Source organism: Pseudomonas sp. B5(2017) (genome assembly GCF_002112825.1).
Classification (GTDB): Bacteria; Pseudomonadota; Gammaproteobacteria; order Pseudomonadales; family Pseudomonadaceae; genus Aquipseudomonas; species Aquipseudomonas putida_Z.
Genome location: NZ_NEIR01000005.1, coordinates 123,568 through 142,413, shown reverse-complemented (window position 1 = coordinate 142,413; position 18,846 = coordinate 123,568). Strand labels below are relative to the sequence as shown.

The 18,846-nt window shown below is 62.0% G+C and carries 16 protein-coding genes; 12 read left to right on the top strand and 4 right to left on the bottom strand.

Translation table 11 applies throughout. The annotated features are described in order from the left end of the window. Positions 1-236 precede the first annotated feature (236 nt). From CAG00_RS09385 to purU, 6 genes are all read left to right on the top strand, one after another. A complete protein-coding gene (locus CAG00_RS09385; RefSeq protein ID WP_025337394.1) occupies positions 237-1,490 on the top strand; it encodes a serine hydroxymethyltransferase in 1,254 nt (417 codons plus the stop codon). A 15-nt stretch (positions 1,491-1,505) separates the two neighbouring features. Then, positions 1,506-2,756, top strand: a complete 1,251-nt coding sequence (locus CAG00_RS09380; RefSeq protein ID WP_003255680.1) for a sarcosine oxidase subunit beta family protein — start codon at positions 1,506-1,508, stop codon at positions 2,754-2,756. 14 nt (positions 2,757-2,770) lie between these two features. After that, positions 2,771-3,106, top strand: a complete 336-nt coding sequence (locus CAG00_RS09375) for a sarcosine oxidase subunit delta (protein ID WP_039613194.1) — start codon at positions 2,771-2,773, stop codon at positions 3,104-3,106. Beyond that, complete coding sequence (locus CAG00_RS09370; protein WP_085664126.1) at positions 3,103-6,120, top strand: sarcosine oxidase subunit alpha; 3,018 nt, start codon at positions 3,103-3,105, stop codon at positions 6,118-6,120. The genes CAG00_RS09375 and CAG00_RS09370 overlap by 4 nt, the downstream gene beginning before the upstream one ends. Positions 6,121-6,302: 182 nt before the next feature. Continuing rightward, on the top strand, positions 6,303-6,935 hold the full coding sequence (locus CAG00_RS09365; RefSeq protein WP_085664125.1) for a sarcosine oxidase subunit gamma: 633 nt from the start codon (positions 6,303-6,305) through the stop codon (positions 6,933-6,935). Positions 6,936-6,947: 12 nt separating this feature from the next. Beyond that, on the top strand, positions 6,948-7,805 hold the full coding sequence (gene purU / locus CAG00_RS09360) for a formyltetrahydrofolate deformylase (protein WP_013970522.1): 858 nt from the start codon (positions 6,948-6,950) through the stop codon (positions 7,803-7,805). Positions 7,806-7,811: 6 nt separating this feature from the next. On the opposite strand, the gene CAG00_RS09355 is transcribed toward purU, so the two are convergent. Continuing rightward, the gene (locus tag CAG00_RS09355; RefSeq protein ID WP_085664124.1) at positions 7,812-8,144 is read right to left on the bottom strand and encodes a hypothetical protein; all 333 of its coding nucleotides are present in this window, start codon (positions 8,142-8,144) and stop codon (positions 7,812-7,814) included. Positions 8,145-8,415: 271 nt separating this feature from the next. Here CAG00_RS09355 and fdhA point away from each other — a divergent pair, with 271 nt between their 5' ends. Then, positions 8,416-9,615, top strand: a complete 1,200-nt coding sequence (fdhA, locus tag CAG00_RS09350; RefSeq protein WP_003255673.1) for a formaldehyde dehydrogenase, glutathione-independent — start codon at positions 8,416-8,418, stop codon at positions 9,613-9,615. A gap of 159 nt (positions 9,616-9,774) precedes the next feature. Here fdhA and CAG00_RS09345 read toward each other — a convergent pair whose 3' ends face one another. Next, positions 9,775-10,731, bottom strand: a complete 957-nt coding sequence (locus tag CAG00_RS09345) for an RHS repeat-associated core domain-containing protein (protein ID WP_085664123.1) — start codon at positions 10,729-10,731, stop codon at positions 9,775-9,777. A 193-nt stretch (positions 10,732-10,924) separates the two neighbouring features. Here CAG00_RS09345 and CAG00_RS09340 point away from each other — a divergent pair, with 193 nt between their 5' ends. Then, the gene (locus tag CAG00_RS09340) at positions 10,925-11,506 is read left to right on the top strand and encodes a DUF2780 domain-containing protein (RefSeq protein ID WP_085664122.1); all 582 of its coding nucleotides are present in this window, start codon (positions 10,925-10,927) and stop codon (positions 11,504-11,506) included. Between the two features lie 204 nt (positions 11,507-11,710). Here the strand turns inward: CAG00_RS09340 and CAG00_RS09335 are convergent, their stop codons facing one another. Together CAG00_RS09335 and CAG00_RS09330 are read right to left on the bottom strand one after the other, a co-directional pair. Then, positions 11,711-13,060: an APC family permease gene (locus CAG00_RS09335; protein ID WP_085664121.1), complete on the bottom strand. Its 1,350-nt coding sequence runs from the start codon at positions 13,058-13,060 to the stop codon at positions 11,711-11,713. Positions 13,061-13,305: 245 nt separating this feature from the next. After that, positions 13,306-14,193 (bottom strand): acyltransferase, encoded by an 888-nt coding sequence (locus CAG00_RS09330; protein WP_085664120.1) that lies wholly within the window; start codon positions 14,191-14,193, stop codon positions 13,306-13,308. Between the two features lie 182 nt (positions 14,194-14,375). On the opposite strand from CAG00_RS09330, the gene CAG00_RS09325 reads away from it, so the two are divergent. From CAG00_RS09325 to creD, 4 genes are all read left to right on the top strand, one after another. Beyond that, entirely contained in the window at positions 14,376-14,876 is a 501-nt protein-coding gene (locus CAG00_RS09325) for an ATP-dependent zinc protease (RefSeq protein ID WP_003257529.1), read from the top strand. 233 nt (positions 14,877-15,109) lie between these two features. After that, positions 15,110-15,790 (top strand): two-component system response regulator CreB, encoded by a 681-nt coding sequence (creB, locus tag CAG00_RS09320; RefSeq protein ID WP_085664119.1) that lies wholly within the window; start codon positions 15,110-15,112, stop codon positions 15,788-15,790. Further along, a complete protein-coding gene (gene creC / locus CAG00_RS09315) occupies positions 15,790-17,226 on the top strand; it encodes a two-component system sensor histidine kinase CreC (protein WP_085664118.1) in 1,437 nt (478 codons plus the stop codon). The genes creB and creC overlap by 1 nt, the downstream gene beginning before the upstream one ends. A gap of 190 nt (positions 17,227-17,416) precedes the next feature. Then, positions 17,417-18,745: a cell envelope integrity protein CreD gene (gene creD, locus CAG00_RS09310; protein ID WP_085664117.1), complete on the top strand. Its 1,329-nt coding sequence runs from the start codon at positions 17,417-17,419 to the stop codon at positions 18,743-18,745. Positions 18,746-18,846: the final 101 nt, after the last annotated feature.

Sequence of the window (18,846 nt, the reverse complement as noted above, 5' to 3'; positions counted from 1 at the left end):
CTGACAAGATCTTCAAGCTCCCAGATCAATGTCGGCAACTGGTAGAAATGCCAGGCCTGGCTGTACCTGGTCAACGCTCAACTCAACCAGGTGCAGCAGCCTCGAACACGACAATGTCGTAAACGCGCCATTGCAAGGCGTGCGCAGGCATCTGACCCGCCCCGGCCAGTCATAACATCGCCACAAAGGGCCACAGTGCCCCACGACAAAAAATGATCGCTGCCGGGAGATACACGATGTTCAGCAAGCAAGACCAGATCCAGGGTTACGACGATGCACTGCTGGCGGCGATGAATGCCGAAGAACAGCGCCAGGAAGACCACATCGAGCTGATCGCCTCGGAAAACTACACCTCCAAGCGCGTGATGCAGGCCCAAGGCAGCGGCCTGACCAACAAGTACGCCGAAGGCTACCCGGGCAAGCGCTACTACGGTGGCTGCGAGCACGTGGACAAGGTAGAAGCCCTGGCCATCGAGCGCGCCAAGCAGCTGTTCGGTGCCGACTACGCCAACGTCCAGCCGCACTCCGGCTCCTCGGCCAACGGTGCCGTCTACCTGGCCCTGCTGCAGGCTGGTGACACCATCCTCGGCATGAGCCTGGCCCACGGCGGCCACCTGACCCACGGCGCCAAGGTGTCGTCCTCGGGCAAGCTGTACAACGCTGTGCAATACGGCATCGACACCAACACCGGCCTGATCGACTACGACGAAGTCGAGCGCCTGGCTGTCGAGCACAAGCCGAAAATGATCGTTGCCGGCTTCTCGGCCTACTCCAAGACCCTCGACTTCCCACGCTTCCGCGCCATCGCCGACAAGGTCGGTGCGCTGCTGTTCGTCGACATGGCCCACGTAGCCGGCCTGGTTGCCGCTGGCCTGTACCCGAACCCGATCCCGTTCGCCGATGTGGTTACCACCACCACCCACAAGACCCTGCGCGGCCCACGTGGCGGCCTGATCCTGGCCAAGTCGAACGAAGAGATCGAGAAGAAACTGAACGCCGCGGTGTTCCCTGGCGCCCAGGGCGGCCCGCTGATGCACGTTATCGCCGCCAAGGCCGTGTGCTTCAAGGAAGCACTGGAGCCTGAATTCAAGGCCTACCAGCAACAAGTGATCGAAAACGCCCAGGCCATGGCCCAGGTGTTCATCGACCGCGGCTACGACGTGGTTTCTGGTGGCACCGACAACCACCTGTTCCTGGTCAGCCTGATCCGCCAGGGCCTCACCGGCAAAGATGCCGACGCCGCCCTGGGCCGCGCGCACATCACCGTCAACAAGAACGCGGTGCCGAATGACCCGCAGTCGCCATTCGTCACCTCGGGCCTGCGTATCGGCACCCCGGCCGTCACCACCCGCGGCTTCAAGGTCGCTCAGTGCGTGGCCCTGGCCGGCTGGATCTGCGACATCCTCGACAACCTCGGTGACGCAGACGTCGAAGCCGATGTGGCGAAGAACGTCGCGGCCCTGTGCGCAGATTTCCCTGTTTACCGCTGAGTGGAGTCACACACCATGCAACGTTACTCGGGCTTCGGCCTTTTCAAGCACTCCCTCAGCCACCACGAGAACTGGCAGCGCATGTGGCGCACGCCAACCCCTAAAAAGGTCTACGACGTGGTTATCGTCGGCGGTGGCGGCCATGGCCTGGCCACGGCCTACTACCTGGCCAAGGAACACGGCATCACCAACGTTGCCGTGATCGAGAAGGGTTACCTGGGCGGCGGCAACACCGCCCGTAACACCACCATCGTGCGTTCCAACTACCTGTGGGACGAGTCGGCGCACCTGTACGAGCACGCCATGAAGCTGTGGGAGGGCCTGTCCCAGGACCTCAACTACAACGTGATGTTCTCCCAGCGCGGCGTGTACAACCTGTGCCACACCCTGCAGGACATGCGTGACTCCGAGCGCCGGGTCAGCGCCAACCGCCTGAACGGCGTGGATGGCGAGCTGCTCAACACCGCCCAGGTCGCGGCCGAGATCCCGTACCTGGATTGCTCGAAGAACACCCGCTACCCGATCCTTGGTGCCACCGTGCAGCGCCGTGGCGGCGTGGCCCGTCACGACGCCGTGGCCTGGGGCTTCGCCCGTGCCGCCGACGCCCTGGGCGTGGACCTGATCCAGCAGACCGAAGTGATCGGCTTCCGCAAGGAAAACGGCGCGGTCATCGGTGTGGAAACCAACAAAGGCTTCATCGGCGCCAAGCGCGTCGGCGTGGTCACCGCCGGTAACTCCGGGCACATGGCCAAGCTGGCCGGCTTCCGCCTGCCGCTGGAATCGCACCCGCTGCAAGCACTGGTATCCGAGCCGATCAAGCCGATCATCGACAGCGTGATCATGTCCAACGCCGTGCACGGCTACATCAGCCAGTCCGACAAGGGCGACCTGGTGATCGGTGCCGGTATCGACGGCTGGGTCGGCTACGGCCAGCGCGGTTCGTACCCGGTGATCGAGCACACCCTGCAGGCCATCGTCGAGATGTTCCCCAACCTCTCGCGCGTGCGCATGAACCGCCAGTGGGGCGGCATCGTCGATACCTCGCCGGACGCTTGCCCGATCATCACCAAGACCCCGGTCAAGAACATGTTCTTCAACTGCGGTTGGGGTACTGGCGGCTTCAAGGCGACCCCGGGTTCGGGCAACGTCTTCGCCGCGAGCCTGGCCAAGGGCGAAATGCACCCACTGGCCGCGCCGTTCTCCATGGACCGTTTCTACAACGGCGCACTGATCGACGAACACGGCGCCGCCGCCGTCGCCCACTAACCGGAGACACCGTCATGTTGCATATTTTCTGTCCCCACTGCGGCGAGCTGCGCTCCGAAGAAGAGTTCCACGCCTCTGGCCAGGCGCACATCGCCCGCCCGCTGGACCCTAACGCCTGCTCCGACGAGGAGTGGGGTACCTACATGTTCTACCGTGACAACCCACGCGGTATTCACCACGAACTGTGGGACCACGTTGCCGGCTGCCGCCAGTATTTCAACGTCACCCGCGACACCGTGACCTACGAAATTCTGGAAACCTACAAGATTGGCGAGAAGCCGCAAGTGACCGCCAGCGGCAAGCAGAGCAGCGCCGCGTCGACCGTCAAAGGCCAAGGGGAAAAAGTATGAGCCAGACCTATCGCCTCGCCAGCGGCGGCCGTATCGACCGCAGCAAGGTCCTGAACTTCACTTTCAACGGCAAGACCTATCAAGGTTATGCCGGTGACAGCCTGGCCGCCGCATTGCTGGCCAACGGCGTCGACATCGTCGGCCGCAGCTTCAAGTATTCGCGCCCACGCGGCATCATCGCCGCTGGTACCGAAGAGCCGAACGCCATCCTGCAGATCGGCTCCAGCGAAGCCACCCAGATCCCCAACGTGCGTGCCACCCAGCAGGCGCTGTACGCAGGTCTTGTAGCTACCAGCACCAACGGCTGGCCGAACGTCAACAACGACGTCATGGGCATCCTGGGCAAGGTGGGCGGCAGCATGATGCCGCCGGGCTTCTACTACAAAACCTTCATGTACCCGAAATCGTTCTGGATGACTTACGAGAAGTACATCCGCAAAGCCGCGGGCCTTGGCCGCGCGCCGCTGCAGAACGACCCGGACAGCTACGACTACATGAACCAGCACTGCGACGTGCTGATCGTCGGCGCCGGCCCTGCCGGCCTGGCCGCAGCGCTGGCCGCTGCCCGCAGCGGTGCCCGCGTGATCCTGGCTGACGAGCAGGAAGAGTTCGGCGGCAGCCTGCTCGACACCCGCGAAACCCTCGACGGCAAGCCTGCTGCCGATTGGGTCAGCGCCGTGGTGAAGGAGCTGGAAAGCCTGCCGGAAGTGACCTTGCTGCCACGTGCCACGGTCAACGGCTACCACGACCATAACTTCCTGACCATCCACGAGCGCCTCACCGACCACCTCGGCGACCGCGCCCCGATCGGCCAGGTACGCCACCGCGTGCACCGCGTCCGCGCCAAGCGCGTGGTGCTGGCTGCCGGCGCCCACGAGCGCCCGCTGGTGTACGGCAACAACGACCTGCCGGGCAACATGCTGGCCGGTGCCGTGTCCACCTACGTACGCCGCTACGGCGTGGCCCCGGGCCGCAAGCTGGTGCTGTCGACCAACAACGACCACGCCTACCGCGCCGCGCTGGACTGGCACGACGCCGGCCTGCAAGTGGTCGCCATTGCCGACGCCCGCCACAACCCGCGTGGCTCGCTGGTTGAAGAAGCACGTGCCAAAGGCATTCGCATCCTCACCTCCAGCGCCGTGATCGAGGCCAAGGGCAGCAAGCACGTCACCGGCGCCCGCGTGGCCGCCATCGATGTGCAGGCACACAAGGTCACCAGCCCTGGCGAAACCCTCGAGTGCGACCTGATCGCCACCTCCGGCGGCTACAGCCCGATCGTGCACCTGGCTTCGCACCTGGGCGGTCGCCCGGTATGGCGTGAAGACATCCTCGGCTTCGTGCCGGGCGATGCCCCGCAAAAACGCGAATGCGTGGGTGGCATCAACGGCGTCTACGCCCTGGGCGACGTGATCGCCGATGGCTTCGAAGGCGGCGTTCGCGCAGCCACCGAAGCGGGCTTCAAGGCCACCGTTGGCAGCCTGCCGAAAACCGTTGCGCGCAAGGAAGAGGCCACCGTGGCACTGTTCCAGGTGCCGCACGACAAGGGCACTGCCCGCGCACCCAAGCAGTTCGTCGACCAGCAGAACGACGTCACCGCGGCCGCCATCGAACTGGCCACCCGCGAAGGCTTCGAGTCGGTCGAGCACGTAAAACGCTACACCGCGTTGGGCTTCGGTACCGACCAGGGCAAACTGGGCAACATCAACGGCCTGGCCATTGCCGCCCGTTCGATCGGCATTACCATCCCGGAAATGGGCACCACCATGTTCCGCCCCAACTACACGCCGGTTACCTTCGGTGCAGTAGCGGGCCGTCACTGTGGTCACCTGTTCGAGCCCGTACGCTTCACCGCCCTGCATGCCTGGCACGTGAAGAACGGCGCCGAGTTCGAAGACGTCGGCCAGTGGAAACGCCCGTGGTACTTCCCGAAAGCCGGTGAAGACATCCACGCCGCCGTGACCCGTGAGTGCAAGGCCGTGCGCGACAGCGTGGGCCTGCTGGACGCCTCGACCCTGGGCAAGATCGACATTCAGGGCCCGGATGCGCGTGAGTTCCTCAACCGCATCTACACCAACGCCTGGACCAAGCTCGACGTGGGCAAGGCCCGCTATGGCCTGATGTGCAAGGAAGACGGCATGGTCTTCGACGACGGCGTAACCGCCTGCGTCGGCGACAACCACTTCATCATGACCACCACCACTGGCGGCGCCGCCCGTGTGCTGCAGTGGATGGAGCTGTACCACCAGACCGAGTGGCCGGAACTGAAGGTGTACTTCACCTCGGTCACCGACCACTGGGCCACCATGACCCTGTCCGGCCCCAACAGCCGCAAGCTGCTGAGCGAGCTGACCGACATCGACATGGACAAGGAAGCCTTCCCGTTCATGACCTGGAAGGAAGGCAACGTCGGCGGCGTACCGGCCCGGGTGTTCCGTATCTCGTTCACCGGCGAGCTGTCGTACGAAGTCAACGTGCAGGCCAACTACGCCATGGGCGTTCTGGAACAGATCATCGAGGCAGGCAAGAAGTACAACCTGACCCCGTACGGTACCGAGACCATGCACGTACTGCGTGCCGAGAAGGGCTTCATCATTGTTGGCCAGGATACCGACGGCTCGATGACCCCGGACGACCTGAACATGAGCTGGTGCGTAGGCCGCAACAAGCCGTACTCGTGGATCGGCCTGCGTGGCATGAACCGCGAAGACTGCGTGCGCGAGAACCGCAAGCAACTGGTAGGCCTGAAGCCGGTCGACCCGAACCAGTGGCTGCCGGAAGGCGCCCAGCTGGTATTCGACCCGAAACAGCCGATCCCGATGGATATGGTTGGCCACGTCACCTCCAGCTATGCGTCCAACTCCCTGGGCTACTCGTTCGCCATGGGGGTGGTCAAAGGCGGCCTCAAGCGCATGGGCGAGCGCGTCTACTCGCCGCAGGCGGATGGCAGCGTGATCGAGGCGGAGATCGTGTCTTCGGTGTTCTTCGATCCGAAGGGTGAGCGGCAGAACGTTTGAGGCTTCACCGGTAGCTCTGATTGGAATGCGGCCTCTGTGGGAGCGGGTTCACCCGCGAATGCGATGGTGGATTCACCGCCCTCTTCGCGGGTAAACCCGCTCCCACACTGGGTCTCCTCAGTCTGTGACTACAGGTTCTACCTCAGGTCTTCGCGATCAACAGAATTCAAGGCAGGTAAGAAATGAGCGCTATCAACGTCTTCCAGCAAAACCCCGGCGCCGAGGCCAAGGCCCAGTCGCCACTGCACCACGCCGACCTGGCCAGCCTGGTTGGCAAAGGCCGCAAGAACGCAGGCGTGACCCTGCGTGAACGCAAGTTCCTCGGCCACCTGACCATCCGTGGCGACGGCCACAACCCGGAATTCGCCGCCGGCGTGCACAAGGCCCTGGGCCTGGAGCTGCCAGTGGCACTGACCGTGGTCGCCAACAACGAAATGTCGCTGCAATGGATGGGCCCCGACGAGTGGTTGCTGATCGTCCCGGGTGGCCAGGAGTTTGCCGTTGAGCAAAAGCTGCGCGCAGCCCTCGAAGGCCAGCACATCCAGGTGGTCAATGTCAGCGGCGGGCAGAGCCTGCTGGAACTGCGCGGCCCGAATGTGCGCGAAGTTCTGATGAAATCCACCAGCTATGATGTTCACCCGAACAACTTCCCGGTGGGCAAGGCAGTCGGCACCGTGTTCGCCAAGTCGCAACTGGTGATTCGCCGCACCGCCGAAGATACCTGGGAGCTGGTGATTCGCCGCAGCTTCGCCGACTACTGGTGGCTGTGGCTGCAGGACGCTTCGGCCGAGTACGGCCTGAGCATCGAGGCTTAAGGAGAACAGAACATGAGTCGGGCACCGGATACCTGGATTCTCACCGCCGACTGCCCGAGCATGCTCGGCACCGTCGACGTGGTGACGCGTTACCTCTTCGAGCAGCGCTGCTACGTGACGGAGCACCACTCCTTCGATGACCGGCTGTCGGGGCGTTTCTTCATTCGCGTGGAGTTCCGCCAGCCGGATGATTTCGATGAAGCCGGCTTCCGGGCCGGCCTTGCCGAGCGCAGCGAGGCGTTCGGCATGACCTTCGAGCTGACCGCACCTAACCATCGCCCCAAAGTGGTGATCATGGTGTCCAAGGCCGACCACTGCCTTAACGACCTGCTGTATCGCCAGCGTATCGGTCAGCTGGCCATGGACGTGGTCGCGGTGGTATCCAACCACCCTGATCTCGAACCCCTGGCACACTGGCACAAGATTCCTTACTACCACTTTGCCCTCGACCCCAAGGACAAGCCCGGGCAAGAGCGCAAGGTACTTCAGGTGATCGAGGAAACCGGCGCCGAACTGGTGATTCTTGCGCGCTACATGCAGGTGCTGTCGCCAGAGCTGTGCCGGCGCCTGGATGGTTGGGCGATCAACATTCACCACTCCTTGCTGCCAGGGTTCAAAGGCGCCAAGCCTTATCACCAGGCGTACAACAAGGGCGTGAAGATGGTTGGCGCTACCGCGCACTACATCAACAACGACCTGGACGAAGGCCCGATCATCGCCCAGGGTGTGGAGGTGGTCGACCACAGTCATTACCCCGAAGACCTGATTGCCAAAGGGCGCGACATCGAGTGCCTGACCCTGGCGCGAGCGGTGGGGTATCACATCGAGCGACGAGTGTTCCTCAATGCGAACAGGACTGTGGTGCTCTGACCGCGTCTAGCTTTTATCGCGGGCATGGGCTTTCAGGGTTTCGCGGATGGCTGTAACGAACCTCTGGCGCATGTCCGCACCCAGTTTGTTACCTGGGATTGGATCGCCGTCGCGGTCCACCCAGCCTGCTTTGAACTCGTGAAGATCCATGCCTTCGGCTTCTTCGTCGAAGTCGTAGCCTGGACCATAAGCCGCGTAATAGAAGATCTTGTCGGCGTCCAGAAAGTACCGCTGTTTGCCGAACAATGCTGCTTCGATGTCTGGGTCGAAGCCCTGCTGCCTGGCAGCCTCGACCCAGTATGGCCAGAAGGCGTCCTCGGGGCGCTCAATATCCGTCATGGTGGTTCTCCGGTTTGATAGACGATGGGTTACTGCATCCCTATCGAAACACTCGGTCGCCAACGTATTGCGGTAGATATTCATCGCCCCGGGCATGCGCGCGACCACCACCTGGCCGATTGCCGTTCAGAGGTATTTGCCTGTCGTTTCCAGTCAGCGCGTCCGTCCCCATCAGGCCCACAATTCCCTGCATTCCAGTAACACATGCCGCCCACGGATGGCGGCGCGTTCAACCACCGCTGCATAAATATAAATCAAGCGAGGTAAGAGCATGTCTGGCAATCGTGGAGTGGTATATCTCGGCGCCGGCAAGGTCGAGGTGCAGAAGATCGACTACCCGAAAATGCAGGACCCACGCGGCAAGAAGATCGAGCACGGCGTGATCCTGAAGGTGGTCTCCACCAACATCTGCGGCTCCGACCAGCACATGGTCCGCGGTCGCACCACTGCCCAGGTCGGCCTGGTCCTGGGCCACGAAATCACCGGCGAGATCGTAGAGAAGGGCCGTGACGTCGAGCGCATGCAGATTGGCGACCTGGTCTCGGTGCCATTCAACGTCGCCTGTGGCCGCTGCCGCTCCTGCAAGGAAATGCATACCGGTGTCTGCCTCACCGTCAACCCTGCCCGCGCTGGCGGTGCCTACGGTTACGTCGACATGGGCGACTGGACCGGCGGCCAGGCCGAGTACGTGCTGGTGCCGTACGCCGACTTCAACCTGCTGAAACTGCCCGAGCGCGACAAGGCCATGGAAAAGATCCGTGACCTGACCTGCCTGTCCGACATCCTGCCGACCGGCTACCACGGTGCCGTGACTGCCGGTGTAGGCCCAGGCAGCACCGTCTACGTTGCTGGTGCCGGCCCGGTCGGTCTGGCTGCCGCTGCCTCGGCACGCCTGCTGGGCGCTGCCTGCGTCATCGTCGGCGACCTCAACCCAGCCCGCCTGGCCCACGCCAAGTCCCAAGGCTTCGAAGTGGTCGACCTGTCCAAGGACACCCCGCTGCACGAGCAGATCGTCGACATCCTCGGCGAGCCGGAAGTGGACTGCGCCGTCGACGCCGTCGGCTTCGAAGCCCGCGGCCATGGTCACGAAGGTGCCAAGCATGAAGCGCCGGCCACCGTGCTGAACTCGCTGATGCAGGTTACCCGCGTTGCCGGCAACATCGGTATCCCGGGTTTGTACGTGACCGAAGACCCGGGTGCGGTGGATGCTGCCGCCAAGATCGGCGCGCTGAGCATTCGCTTTGGCTTGGGCTGGGCGAAGTCGCACAGCTTCCACACCGGCCAGACCCCGACCATGAAGTACAACCGCCAGCTGATGCAGGCGATCATGTGGGACCGAATCAACATCGCTGAAGTGGTGGGTGTGCAGGTGATCAATCTGGATCAGGCGCCGGAAGGTTATGGCGAGTTCGATGCCGGTGTGCCGAAGAAATTCGTCATCGACCCGCACAAGATGTGGGGTGCGGCGTAATAGCGCGAATAAGATAAGCCCCTCATATTGAGGGGCTTTTTCATGGCACTTCCGATCTCACAGGGAAGGTTGCAAACTCAAGCCTGACGCCGTACCTATGGGAGTTGGTTTGCCGGCGATGGGGCCAGGCCCGTCACTCAATCTCTTAGGCATCATCCATCACATCTCCCACTGAAAGTGGCCTTTGGGTTCTCTTATATCGCGTGCGGCTGTCTGCACTCGTTCAATAGGCGACTCTTTATAATGCGGATTTTTTTTCCTATCTTTTAGCCATTTCTTTTTTTTCGCCCGGTGTATGTCGTCGATTTCTTTGTCGATATCATTGAATGCGGCTTTAATTGTATCTTTTGCTTGCTTTGTCTGTTCATTTAGTATGCGATAGTGTTCTGCAAGATTTTTATCTTTGAGAATATAGTGTTTGTGTCTAAATTTTTTGGCTTCGTTGCTTAGGCTGTGTACTTTGGGGAGGTTATTTTGGTTGGTTAACATCTCCTGTTTTGACTTTTCTAGATCACTTAATTTTCTTCGGGGGCTAGGGATTTCAAAGTTTATGATTGCCTTGGATCGGGCTTCGAGCTCGGTATTATAAGTATTGACTTGTCGAGTGAGAGATTTTTTTCGGCCAAAAAAAATGTTTCTAAAAGTTTTCCAGATTTTTATATGGCCTGAAGGATCAATGTTATTTATCGGGTCATTCCCGCAGTAGCTGTAAGCATTGATTCCGCCTAGATTGAACGGGCTTAGAGTGTCAGGGCAGATGAATCTCAGGTGGCGGACGCTAAGGGGGCGATTGTGACCAATTCCGAGCAGGTACAGCCCTAGCTCAATAAGTAGGAGTTCTCCGTTGTATCCCGGAAAGGTTCCTGTTTCGGGGGCATTTGAAATATTTCCGTACGGAGTGTAGGCAACAGGTCGTTCTGTGCAGCCTGACCTCTTCAAGACGCTTGCTGACTCATCAGTCAAATAAAGCTTTGCAGGGCTTTCAATGTCGCTTTCCCATTCGGCCAGTATGTTCTGGTGATTACGAAGTAATGTGCGACTTCCCGTTGGTGTTTTCAGGTTGTGGGGACGCCCATCCATATAAAAAAATTGTTGGTCTAAATTTTTAGTACTCATGGTAACCCTCGGCTATGGAGTTCAAGGTCATGCATGAGTATCGGATGACTCTTTTGACACCGCTACTGGCAAAAATAACAGGCGTCCGCTACGGCTTAGGATTGGCCTCCCGACAAGCCGCTTGGAACAATCGCCCAAATCATCAGTCCAAACCTCGTTTCCCAGGCCATCCCGGCCGACGAGGTCCCTCCCGATGAAAGCATTCACCCTGGCAACCCTGATGACCCTGGCCGCAAGCCCTGTGTTCGCCTTCAACCTCAGCGACGCCGCCAACGCCGTGTCGGCCATGCAGAACCAGAATCAGAGCCAGCAAGGCCAGGTGCAGGCGCCCGAGGCGCAGGCCAACCTGCTCAACACCTTGGGCAGCCAATTGAATATCACCCCGGAGCAAGCCGTGGGCGGTGCAGGGGCCATGCTGGGGCTGGCGCGCAACAACCTGAGCAGCGACGACTACGGCCAATTGACCAAGGCCGTGCCGGGGCTTGACCTGCTTGCCGGGGCCAATGTACTGGGTGGCTTGAGTGGCCTGGGTGAGTTGCTGGGCAAGAACAGCGAGAGCCAGTCGGCCTTGAGCAATGCGCTGGGCAACAATGTGGAAAACCGCAGCGACCTGGACAATGCGTTCAAGGCGCTGGGGATGGACACCGGGATGATCGGGCAGTTTGCGCCGTTGCTGCTGCAGTACCTGGGGCAGCAGGGGATTGCCGGGTCGCTGTTGCAGAATCTGGGGAGTTTGTGGACCACTCCTGCTCCGTTGACCGGGCCTTCGGTCTGAGGATTTCGCCAGTATCACAGCGTTGAAGGCTGACGCCGTACCTGTAGGAGCGGCCTTGTGTCGCGAGAGGGCCGCAAAGCGGCCCCACTATTTCAGCGTCGATGCAGATATAGCCGGGGCTGCTCTGCAGCCCTTTCGCGACACAAGGCCGCTCCTACAAAGGCCAGCGCAGGCCATGAGATTGGTGTATCCCGCAAAGGCGAGTCAGGTCGCTTCTGTGAAATCCACCAGCCGCACCGGGCGGCGGAAGCCGGCGGTCAGTACTGCCAGATACGCAAGACCCAGCGCAAACCAGCACAGGCCAATCACCAAGGTAAGCGCCGACAGGCTGGTCCACAGCCACAGTGTCAGCCCCAACCCCACCAGCGGCACCAGGCCATAGCTCAGCAGCCCTTTGAGGCTGCGCTGCGAGGCATCGTCCACCAGGTGGGTCTTCACCACCGCCAGGTTCACCGCCGAAAACGCCACCAGCGCACCAAAGCTGATCAGCGATGCAAGGGTCGCCAGGTCGATCACCAACGCCAGCAACGAGAACGCCGAAACCAGCAGAATGGCGAACACCGGCGTGCCGAAGCGCGGTGACAGGTAGCCGAACGTTCGCTGCGGCAGCACCTTGTCACGGCCCATGGTGAACAGAATGCGCGACACAGCCGCCTGCGAGGCCAGCGCCGAGCCCAGGCTGCCGGCCACATAGGCCGCAGTGAAGAAGTTGGCCAGGAACTGCCCGCCCGCCTTGAACATCACCTCATTGGCCGCCGCATCGGCATTGGCAAAAGTGGTGCCCGGCAGTACCAGTTGGCTGACATAGGCCAGCACGGTGAACAGCACGCCGGCGAACAGGGTGGTGAGGATGATTGCCCGTGGCACATCGCGGCGGGCATCGCGGCATTCTTCGGCCAAGGTCGAGACAGCGTCAAAGCCGAGGAACGACAGGCACAGCACCGCCGCACCAGCCATCAGCGCGCCGAAGCCCGGCTGCGAACCGTTGCCCAGCAGTGGCGACAACAGCTCGAGCGGCTGGCCGGCCAGGGACTGGCAGGACAGGGCGACGAACACCACGATGAAGACGATCTGCGCCCCGACGATCAGGTTGCTGGTCTTGGCCACAGAGTGAATGCCGACCACGTTGAGCAGCGTGACCAGGGCAATCGAGGCCAGCGCGATAGACCACGCGGGGATGGCCGGAAAGGCGATGTTCAGGAACAGGCCGATCAGTAGGTAGTTGATCATCGGCAGGAACAGGTAGTCGAGCAGCAGCGACCAGCCGGCCAGGAAGCCAACGTTCGGGCCGAAGGCCATGTTGGTGTAGGAGTACGCCGAGCCCGCGACCGGGAAGCGTTTGACCATGAAGCTGTAGGAGGTGGCGGTGAACAGCATGGCCACCAAGGTGACGATATAGGCGCCGGCCGTGCGGCCACCAGTAAGTTCGGTGACGATGCCGTAAGTGGTAAAGATGGTCAGCGGGACCATGTACACCAGGCCGAAGAACACCAGGGCGGGCAGGCCGAGGACACGGCGGAGCTGGACGGGGGTAGAGCTGGGTGGGTTGGCCATCGTTCGATCCAGAGCATTTTTGTAGTTGTGCTTTGGTCGATTTTTATCCACTTAGGTGGGGCGTGACAAAGAAGTAATCCTAATGCTGATTATTAGCCAGGTTTTTAATCGGATTCTTGTAATGCCTGTTCCGGCCTCTTCGCGGGTAAACCCGCTCCCACAGGGGGCTCACAGGTCTTGAGTTCTGCGCATTACCTGTGGGAGCGGGTTCACCCGCGAAGAGGCCTGGTCAGGCAATGGAAATCTCAGCCCATCTCCACCCGCAGCTGCTCGATCCTCAAGTCCTTCTCCACCCACAACTGGTTCACCCAGGCCTGCACGGTCTGCCTGAACTCAGCATCATTCTCGTAATCCCCCGCCCACAGCATCGGGTCCAGTTCACGTACACGAATGTCGATAATCACCCGGCTGATGCTGCCATTGAGCAAATCCCAGAACCCCGGCGCCTTGTTGCCGGGGTAGACGATGGTCACGTCCAGCAAGGCATCCAGTTGCTCGCCCAATGCCGCCAGCACGAACGCCACACCACCAGCCTTGGGCTTGAGCAGGTAGCGATAGGGCGATTGCTGCTCGCGGTGCTTGGCCTCGGTAAAGCGTGTGCCTTCCAGGTAGTTCACCACGGTCACCGGCTGGCGCTTGAACAGTTCACAAGCAGCCTTGGTGATTTCCAGGTCCTTGCCCCTCAGCTCGGGGTGCTTCTCCAGGAAGGCCTTGCTGTAGCGCTTCATGAACGGGTAATCCAGCCCCCACCAGGCCAGGCCCAGCAGTGGTACCCAGATCAGCTCCTTCTTCAGGAAGAACTTGAAGAACGGTGTACGGCGGTTGAGGCTCTCGATCAGCGCCGGAATATCGACCCAGGTCTGGTGGTTGCTGACGGCCAGGTACGAAGTGTCCTTGCGCAGGTTCTCGACGCCACGGATATCCCACTGGGTAGGAATGCACAGGGCAAAGATAGCCTTGTCGATCTCCGACCAGGTCTCGGCCACCCACATCACCGCCCATGAGGCATAGTCACGCCCACGCCCCGGCAGCACCAGTTTGAGCAGGGCGAAGACCAGCAGCGGGCAGATCAACACCAGGGTGTTGAGCAGCAGCAGGGTGGTAGTGAGGATGCCGGTCAGCAGGCGACGCATAAAGAGACTCTTGTTGTGGGAGATAAACGGTTGGCAATGATAAGCAGGGCAGTGGCCTACGCCAAATTTCCAGTGCCCTGCGGCGAGGACAAATGTTTCACATTATGTTGGTTAGGCTTGTGACAGCGAACCTATCCTGCCAGTGCAGTCTAAGCACTGACCCTCCTCAAGGAAGCTTGCCTGTGAAACCTCTGCTTGCCCTGCTGTCGTTGTTGGCGCTGCCGGTCATGGCCGCCGAGCCCACAATCTATGGCCGTTACGAGAACATAGCCCTGCCCGAACTGGGCGAAACCCTGAAAGCCAAGATGGATACCGGTGCCTTCACCGCGTCGCTGTCGGCCAAGGACATCGAGCTGTTCACCCGTGATGGCGACGAGTGGGTGCGCTTCCGCCTGGCTACCAAGGACTCGGACGGCAAGGTGTACGAGCACAAGGTCTCGCGCATCAGCAAGATCAAGGGCCGTGCCGATGAAGAGGAGGAAGGCGATGCGCCGGAAATCTCCAAGCGCCCGGTGGTCGACCTGGAGCTGTGCCTGGGGGACGTGAAACGCACCGTCGAGGTCAACCTGGTGGACCGCAGCAGCTTCAACTACCCGTTGCTGGTGGGCTCCAAGGCTTTGCGCGAGTTCAAGGCGGCGGTCAACCCGGCCAAGAAGTTCACCGCTGGCAAGCCTGACTGCTGATCGCAAGCCTCGGCCTCTTCGCGGGCACGCCCGCTCCCACAGGGATGGCGCGTGTCCTTGTGGGCTGCGCGGTACCTGTGGGAGCTGGCTTGCCTGCGATGGGGCGCATAGCGGCCCCACGATCTCAGCGCTGATGCAGAAATCGCCGGGGCCGCTCTGCGGCCCTTTCGCGACACAAGGCCGCTCCTACACAATAGTGCGTCGCCATAGATATCTGCACAGGCCCGGACGCCATGCCCCACATCCTCATCGTCGAAGACGAAGCCGCCATCGCCGATACCCTGGTCTACGCCCTGCAGGCCGACGGCCATAGCACCGAATGGGTAACCCTGGGCGGCGCCGCCCTCGACCAGCAGCGCCAGCGCCCGGCCGACTTGGTCATCCTCGACATCGGCTTGCCCGATATCAGTGGCTTCGAAACCTGCCGCCAGCTGCGCCGCTTCAGCGAAGTACCGGTAATGTTCCTCAGCGCCCGCGATGGCGAAATCGACCGGGTGGTGGGCCTGGAAATCGGCGCAGACGATTATGTGGTCAAACCCTTCAGCCCGCGTGAAGTGGCGGCGCGGGTACGGGCGATCCTCAAGCGCATGGGCCCCAGGGTCGAGCCCGCTGTCGAGGCCACGCTGTTCCAGCTCGACACCTTGCGCATGCAGATTACCTACCGCGGCCAGCCACTCCCCCTTACCCTCCACGAATTCCGCCTGCTGCAATGCCTGCTCGAGCAACCGCACCGGGTATTCAGCCGCGAACAGCTGCTGGACGCCGTGGGCGTGGCCTCTGACGTGGGCTACGAGCGCAACATCGACAGCCATATCAAGAGCCTGCGCGCCAAGCTGCGCCAGGTGGCCAGCGATGCCGAACCGATCCAGACCCACCGTGGCCTCGGCTACAGCTACAGCCCGGACCATGCCTGATGCGCCTGGGCATCCGGATCTTCCTGGTGTACTTCCTGTTCGTCGGACTGGCGGGCTACTTTCTGCTCAACACGGTGCGCGAACAGATCCGTCCGGTGGTGCGCCAGTCCTCTGAAGAAACGCTGGTAGACACCGCCAACCTGCTGGCCGAGATCCTGCACGATGACGTCAAGGCCGGCACCCTGAACCAGATCCGCTTGCCCGAGGTGCTAAAGGCCTATGGCTCGCGCAGCCCGGGTGCGCAGATCTGGGGCCTGGCCAAGAATCAGGTCAGCCACCGCATCTATGTCACCGATGCCAAGGGCACCGTGCTGCTGGACTCCAGCGGCGAGGATCTGGGCAAGGACTACTCGAAGTGGAATGACGTGTACCTGACCTTGCGTGGCCAGTACGGCGCCCGCTCCACCCGCAGCGACCCCGACGATGAAAGCACCTCGGTGATGCACGTGGGTGCACCGATCATCGACGATGGCAAGATCATCGGCGTGGTCACCGTGGCCAAGCCCAACAGCTCGCTGCAACCTTACATCGACCGCTCCGAACGGCGCTTGCTGACCCTGGGCCTGGGGCTGATCGGCCTGGGCCTGCTGATCGGTGCCGCGTTGTCGTGGTGGCTGGCGCGCTCGCTGCGCCGGCTGGCCCGCTACGCCCAGGCGGTCAGCGAGGGCGAGCGCGCCGCCCTGCCGCACTACAAGGGTGGCGAACTGGCGCACCTGGCCCAGGCGGTCGAGCGCATGCGCACGCAACTGGAGGGCAAGGCCTATGTCGAGCGGTATGTGCATACCCTGACACACGAGCTGAAAAGCCCGCTGGCGGCCATTCGTGGTGCGTCCGAGCTGTTGCAGGGCGATGATATGCCGGCTGACCAGCGGGCGCGCTTTGCCGGCAACATCGAGCGCGAGAGCGAGCGTTTGCAGCAGATGATCGAACGCCTGCTCAACCTGGCCCGGGTCGAGCAGATGCAGGCGCTGGAGGATGAGCAGCAGGTGGCGCTGGCGGCGTTGGTGGACGAGTTGCTGTTGGCCCATGCGGTGCGTATCGAAGGTGCCGATTTGCAGGTGCGCCAGCGGGTGCCGGCTGGCTTGCGCTTGTTGTGTGACCCGTTCCTGATGCGCCAGGCGCTGGCCAACCTGCTCGACAACGCGTTGGACTTCACCCCGGAGGGAGGCGCGCTGTTGTTCGACCTGGAGCGCGATGGCGAGCGGGTGGCGCTGAGTGTGTTCAACCAGGGGCAGGCGATACCGGCCTACGCCATTGGGCGGGTGAGCGAGCGATTCTACTCGCTGCCGCGGCCGGGGAGTGGGCGCAAGAGCACCGGGTTGGGGCTGAATTTTGTGGCCGAGGTGATGCAGCTGCATGGCGGGGCGTTGGCTGTGGATAACGTCGATGGAGGGGTGCGGGTGAGGTTGTGGCTGCCGGTGCGGCGTATCAGCTGACATTGCCGGGGCTGCTGCGCAGCCCATCGCGACACAAGGCCGCTCCTACAAGAGCGCGCGCCCTCCTGTAGGAGCGGCCTTGTGTCGCGATGGGCCGCAAAGCGGCCCCAAAAACACACAATCTCCACACAGCCTCCCTATGGCCTCCACGCAAGGCGCAGACACTGCGCCCACTGCCACAGGAGGCCCCATGAACAAGACCCTCGGTTTCAAACTCGGTATGATCGCCGTATTGATGTTGCTGCTGCTCGTCCCGCTACTGCTGATCAGCGGCCTGATCGGTGAACGCCAGGCACTGCGCGACAATGTGCTGCGCGATATCGCCCAGAGCGCCAGCTTCGACCAGCAACTCAGCGGCCCGCTGCTGGTGGTGCCCTACCGCAAGTACCAGCGCCGCTGGATCGAAAAGGACGGCGAGCGCACCCAGGAAACCAGCATCATTGCCGGCCACCTGTACTTCCTGCCGGAAACCTTCGACGCCGACCTGGGCGTGGACACCGAACTGCGCGCCCGTGGCATCTACCAGGCCCGGCTGTTCCACGCCAAGGGCCGTATCAGTGGCCGCTTCAAGCTCCCGGAACGCTGGGGCATCGACAAGGACTTCGACGACTACCGCTTCGACAAGCCGTTCCTGGTGGTGGGCATCAGCGATATCCGCGGCATCGAGAACGGCCTTGAGCTGAGCATGGGCGAGCAGAAGGTGCCGTTCGAAGCCGGTACCCGGCTCGACTGGATGCGCGGCGGCGTGCACGCCAGCCTGCCGGGGCTGGACGGCTTGCAGGCGCGTGAATTCAGCTACGGTTTCGATCTCGCACTGCAGGGCACCGGCCAGTTGCACGTAGTGCCGGTGGGCCGCACCAGTGCCGTGGACCTGCGCGCCAACTGGCCGCACCCGAGCTTCGTCGGCAACTACCTGCCCAGTCGTCGCGACATCGACGCCCAGGGCTTCACTGCCCACTGGCAGACCTCGTTCTTTGCCACCAACCTCGAAGACGCCCTGCGCCAGTGCGCCACCGCCGGGCAGTGTGCGGACTTCAGCGAGCGCAGCTTCGGTGTCAGCTTCGTCGACCCGGTGGACCAGTACCTGAAGAGCGAGCGTGCGATCAAGTACGCCTTGCTGTTCATCGCCCTGACCTTCGCCGGCTTCTTCCTGTTCGAAGTGCTGAAGAACCTCAGCGTGCACCCGGTGCAGTACATCCTGGTGGGGGTGGCGCTGGCGTTCTTCTACCTGCTGTTGCTGTCGTTGTCCGAACACATCGGCTTTGGTTTGGCGTATGGGCTGTCAGCTTCGGCGTGTGTGCTGCTGATCGGCTTCTACCTGAGCCATGTGTTGCGCAGCCTGGGGCGTGGGGTGGGCTTTGCGGTGGGGTTGGCGGCGCTGTATGCGCTGCTCTACGGGCTGCTGAGTGCCGAGGACTATGCGCTGTTGATGGGCTCGTTGCTGTGCTTTGGCCTGCTGGGGGTATTCATGGTGCTGACCCGGCGGCTGGACTGGGCCCGGGTGGGGAGGGCGGCATGAGGGAGGACAGAGAGATCGGGCGGTGGTTGGCCCTCAGGATCGGGCAGCTGTTTCCTTTGACATCGAGGTGAGGCCTTCGCGGGCACGCCCGCGAAGAGGCC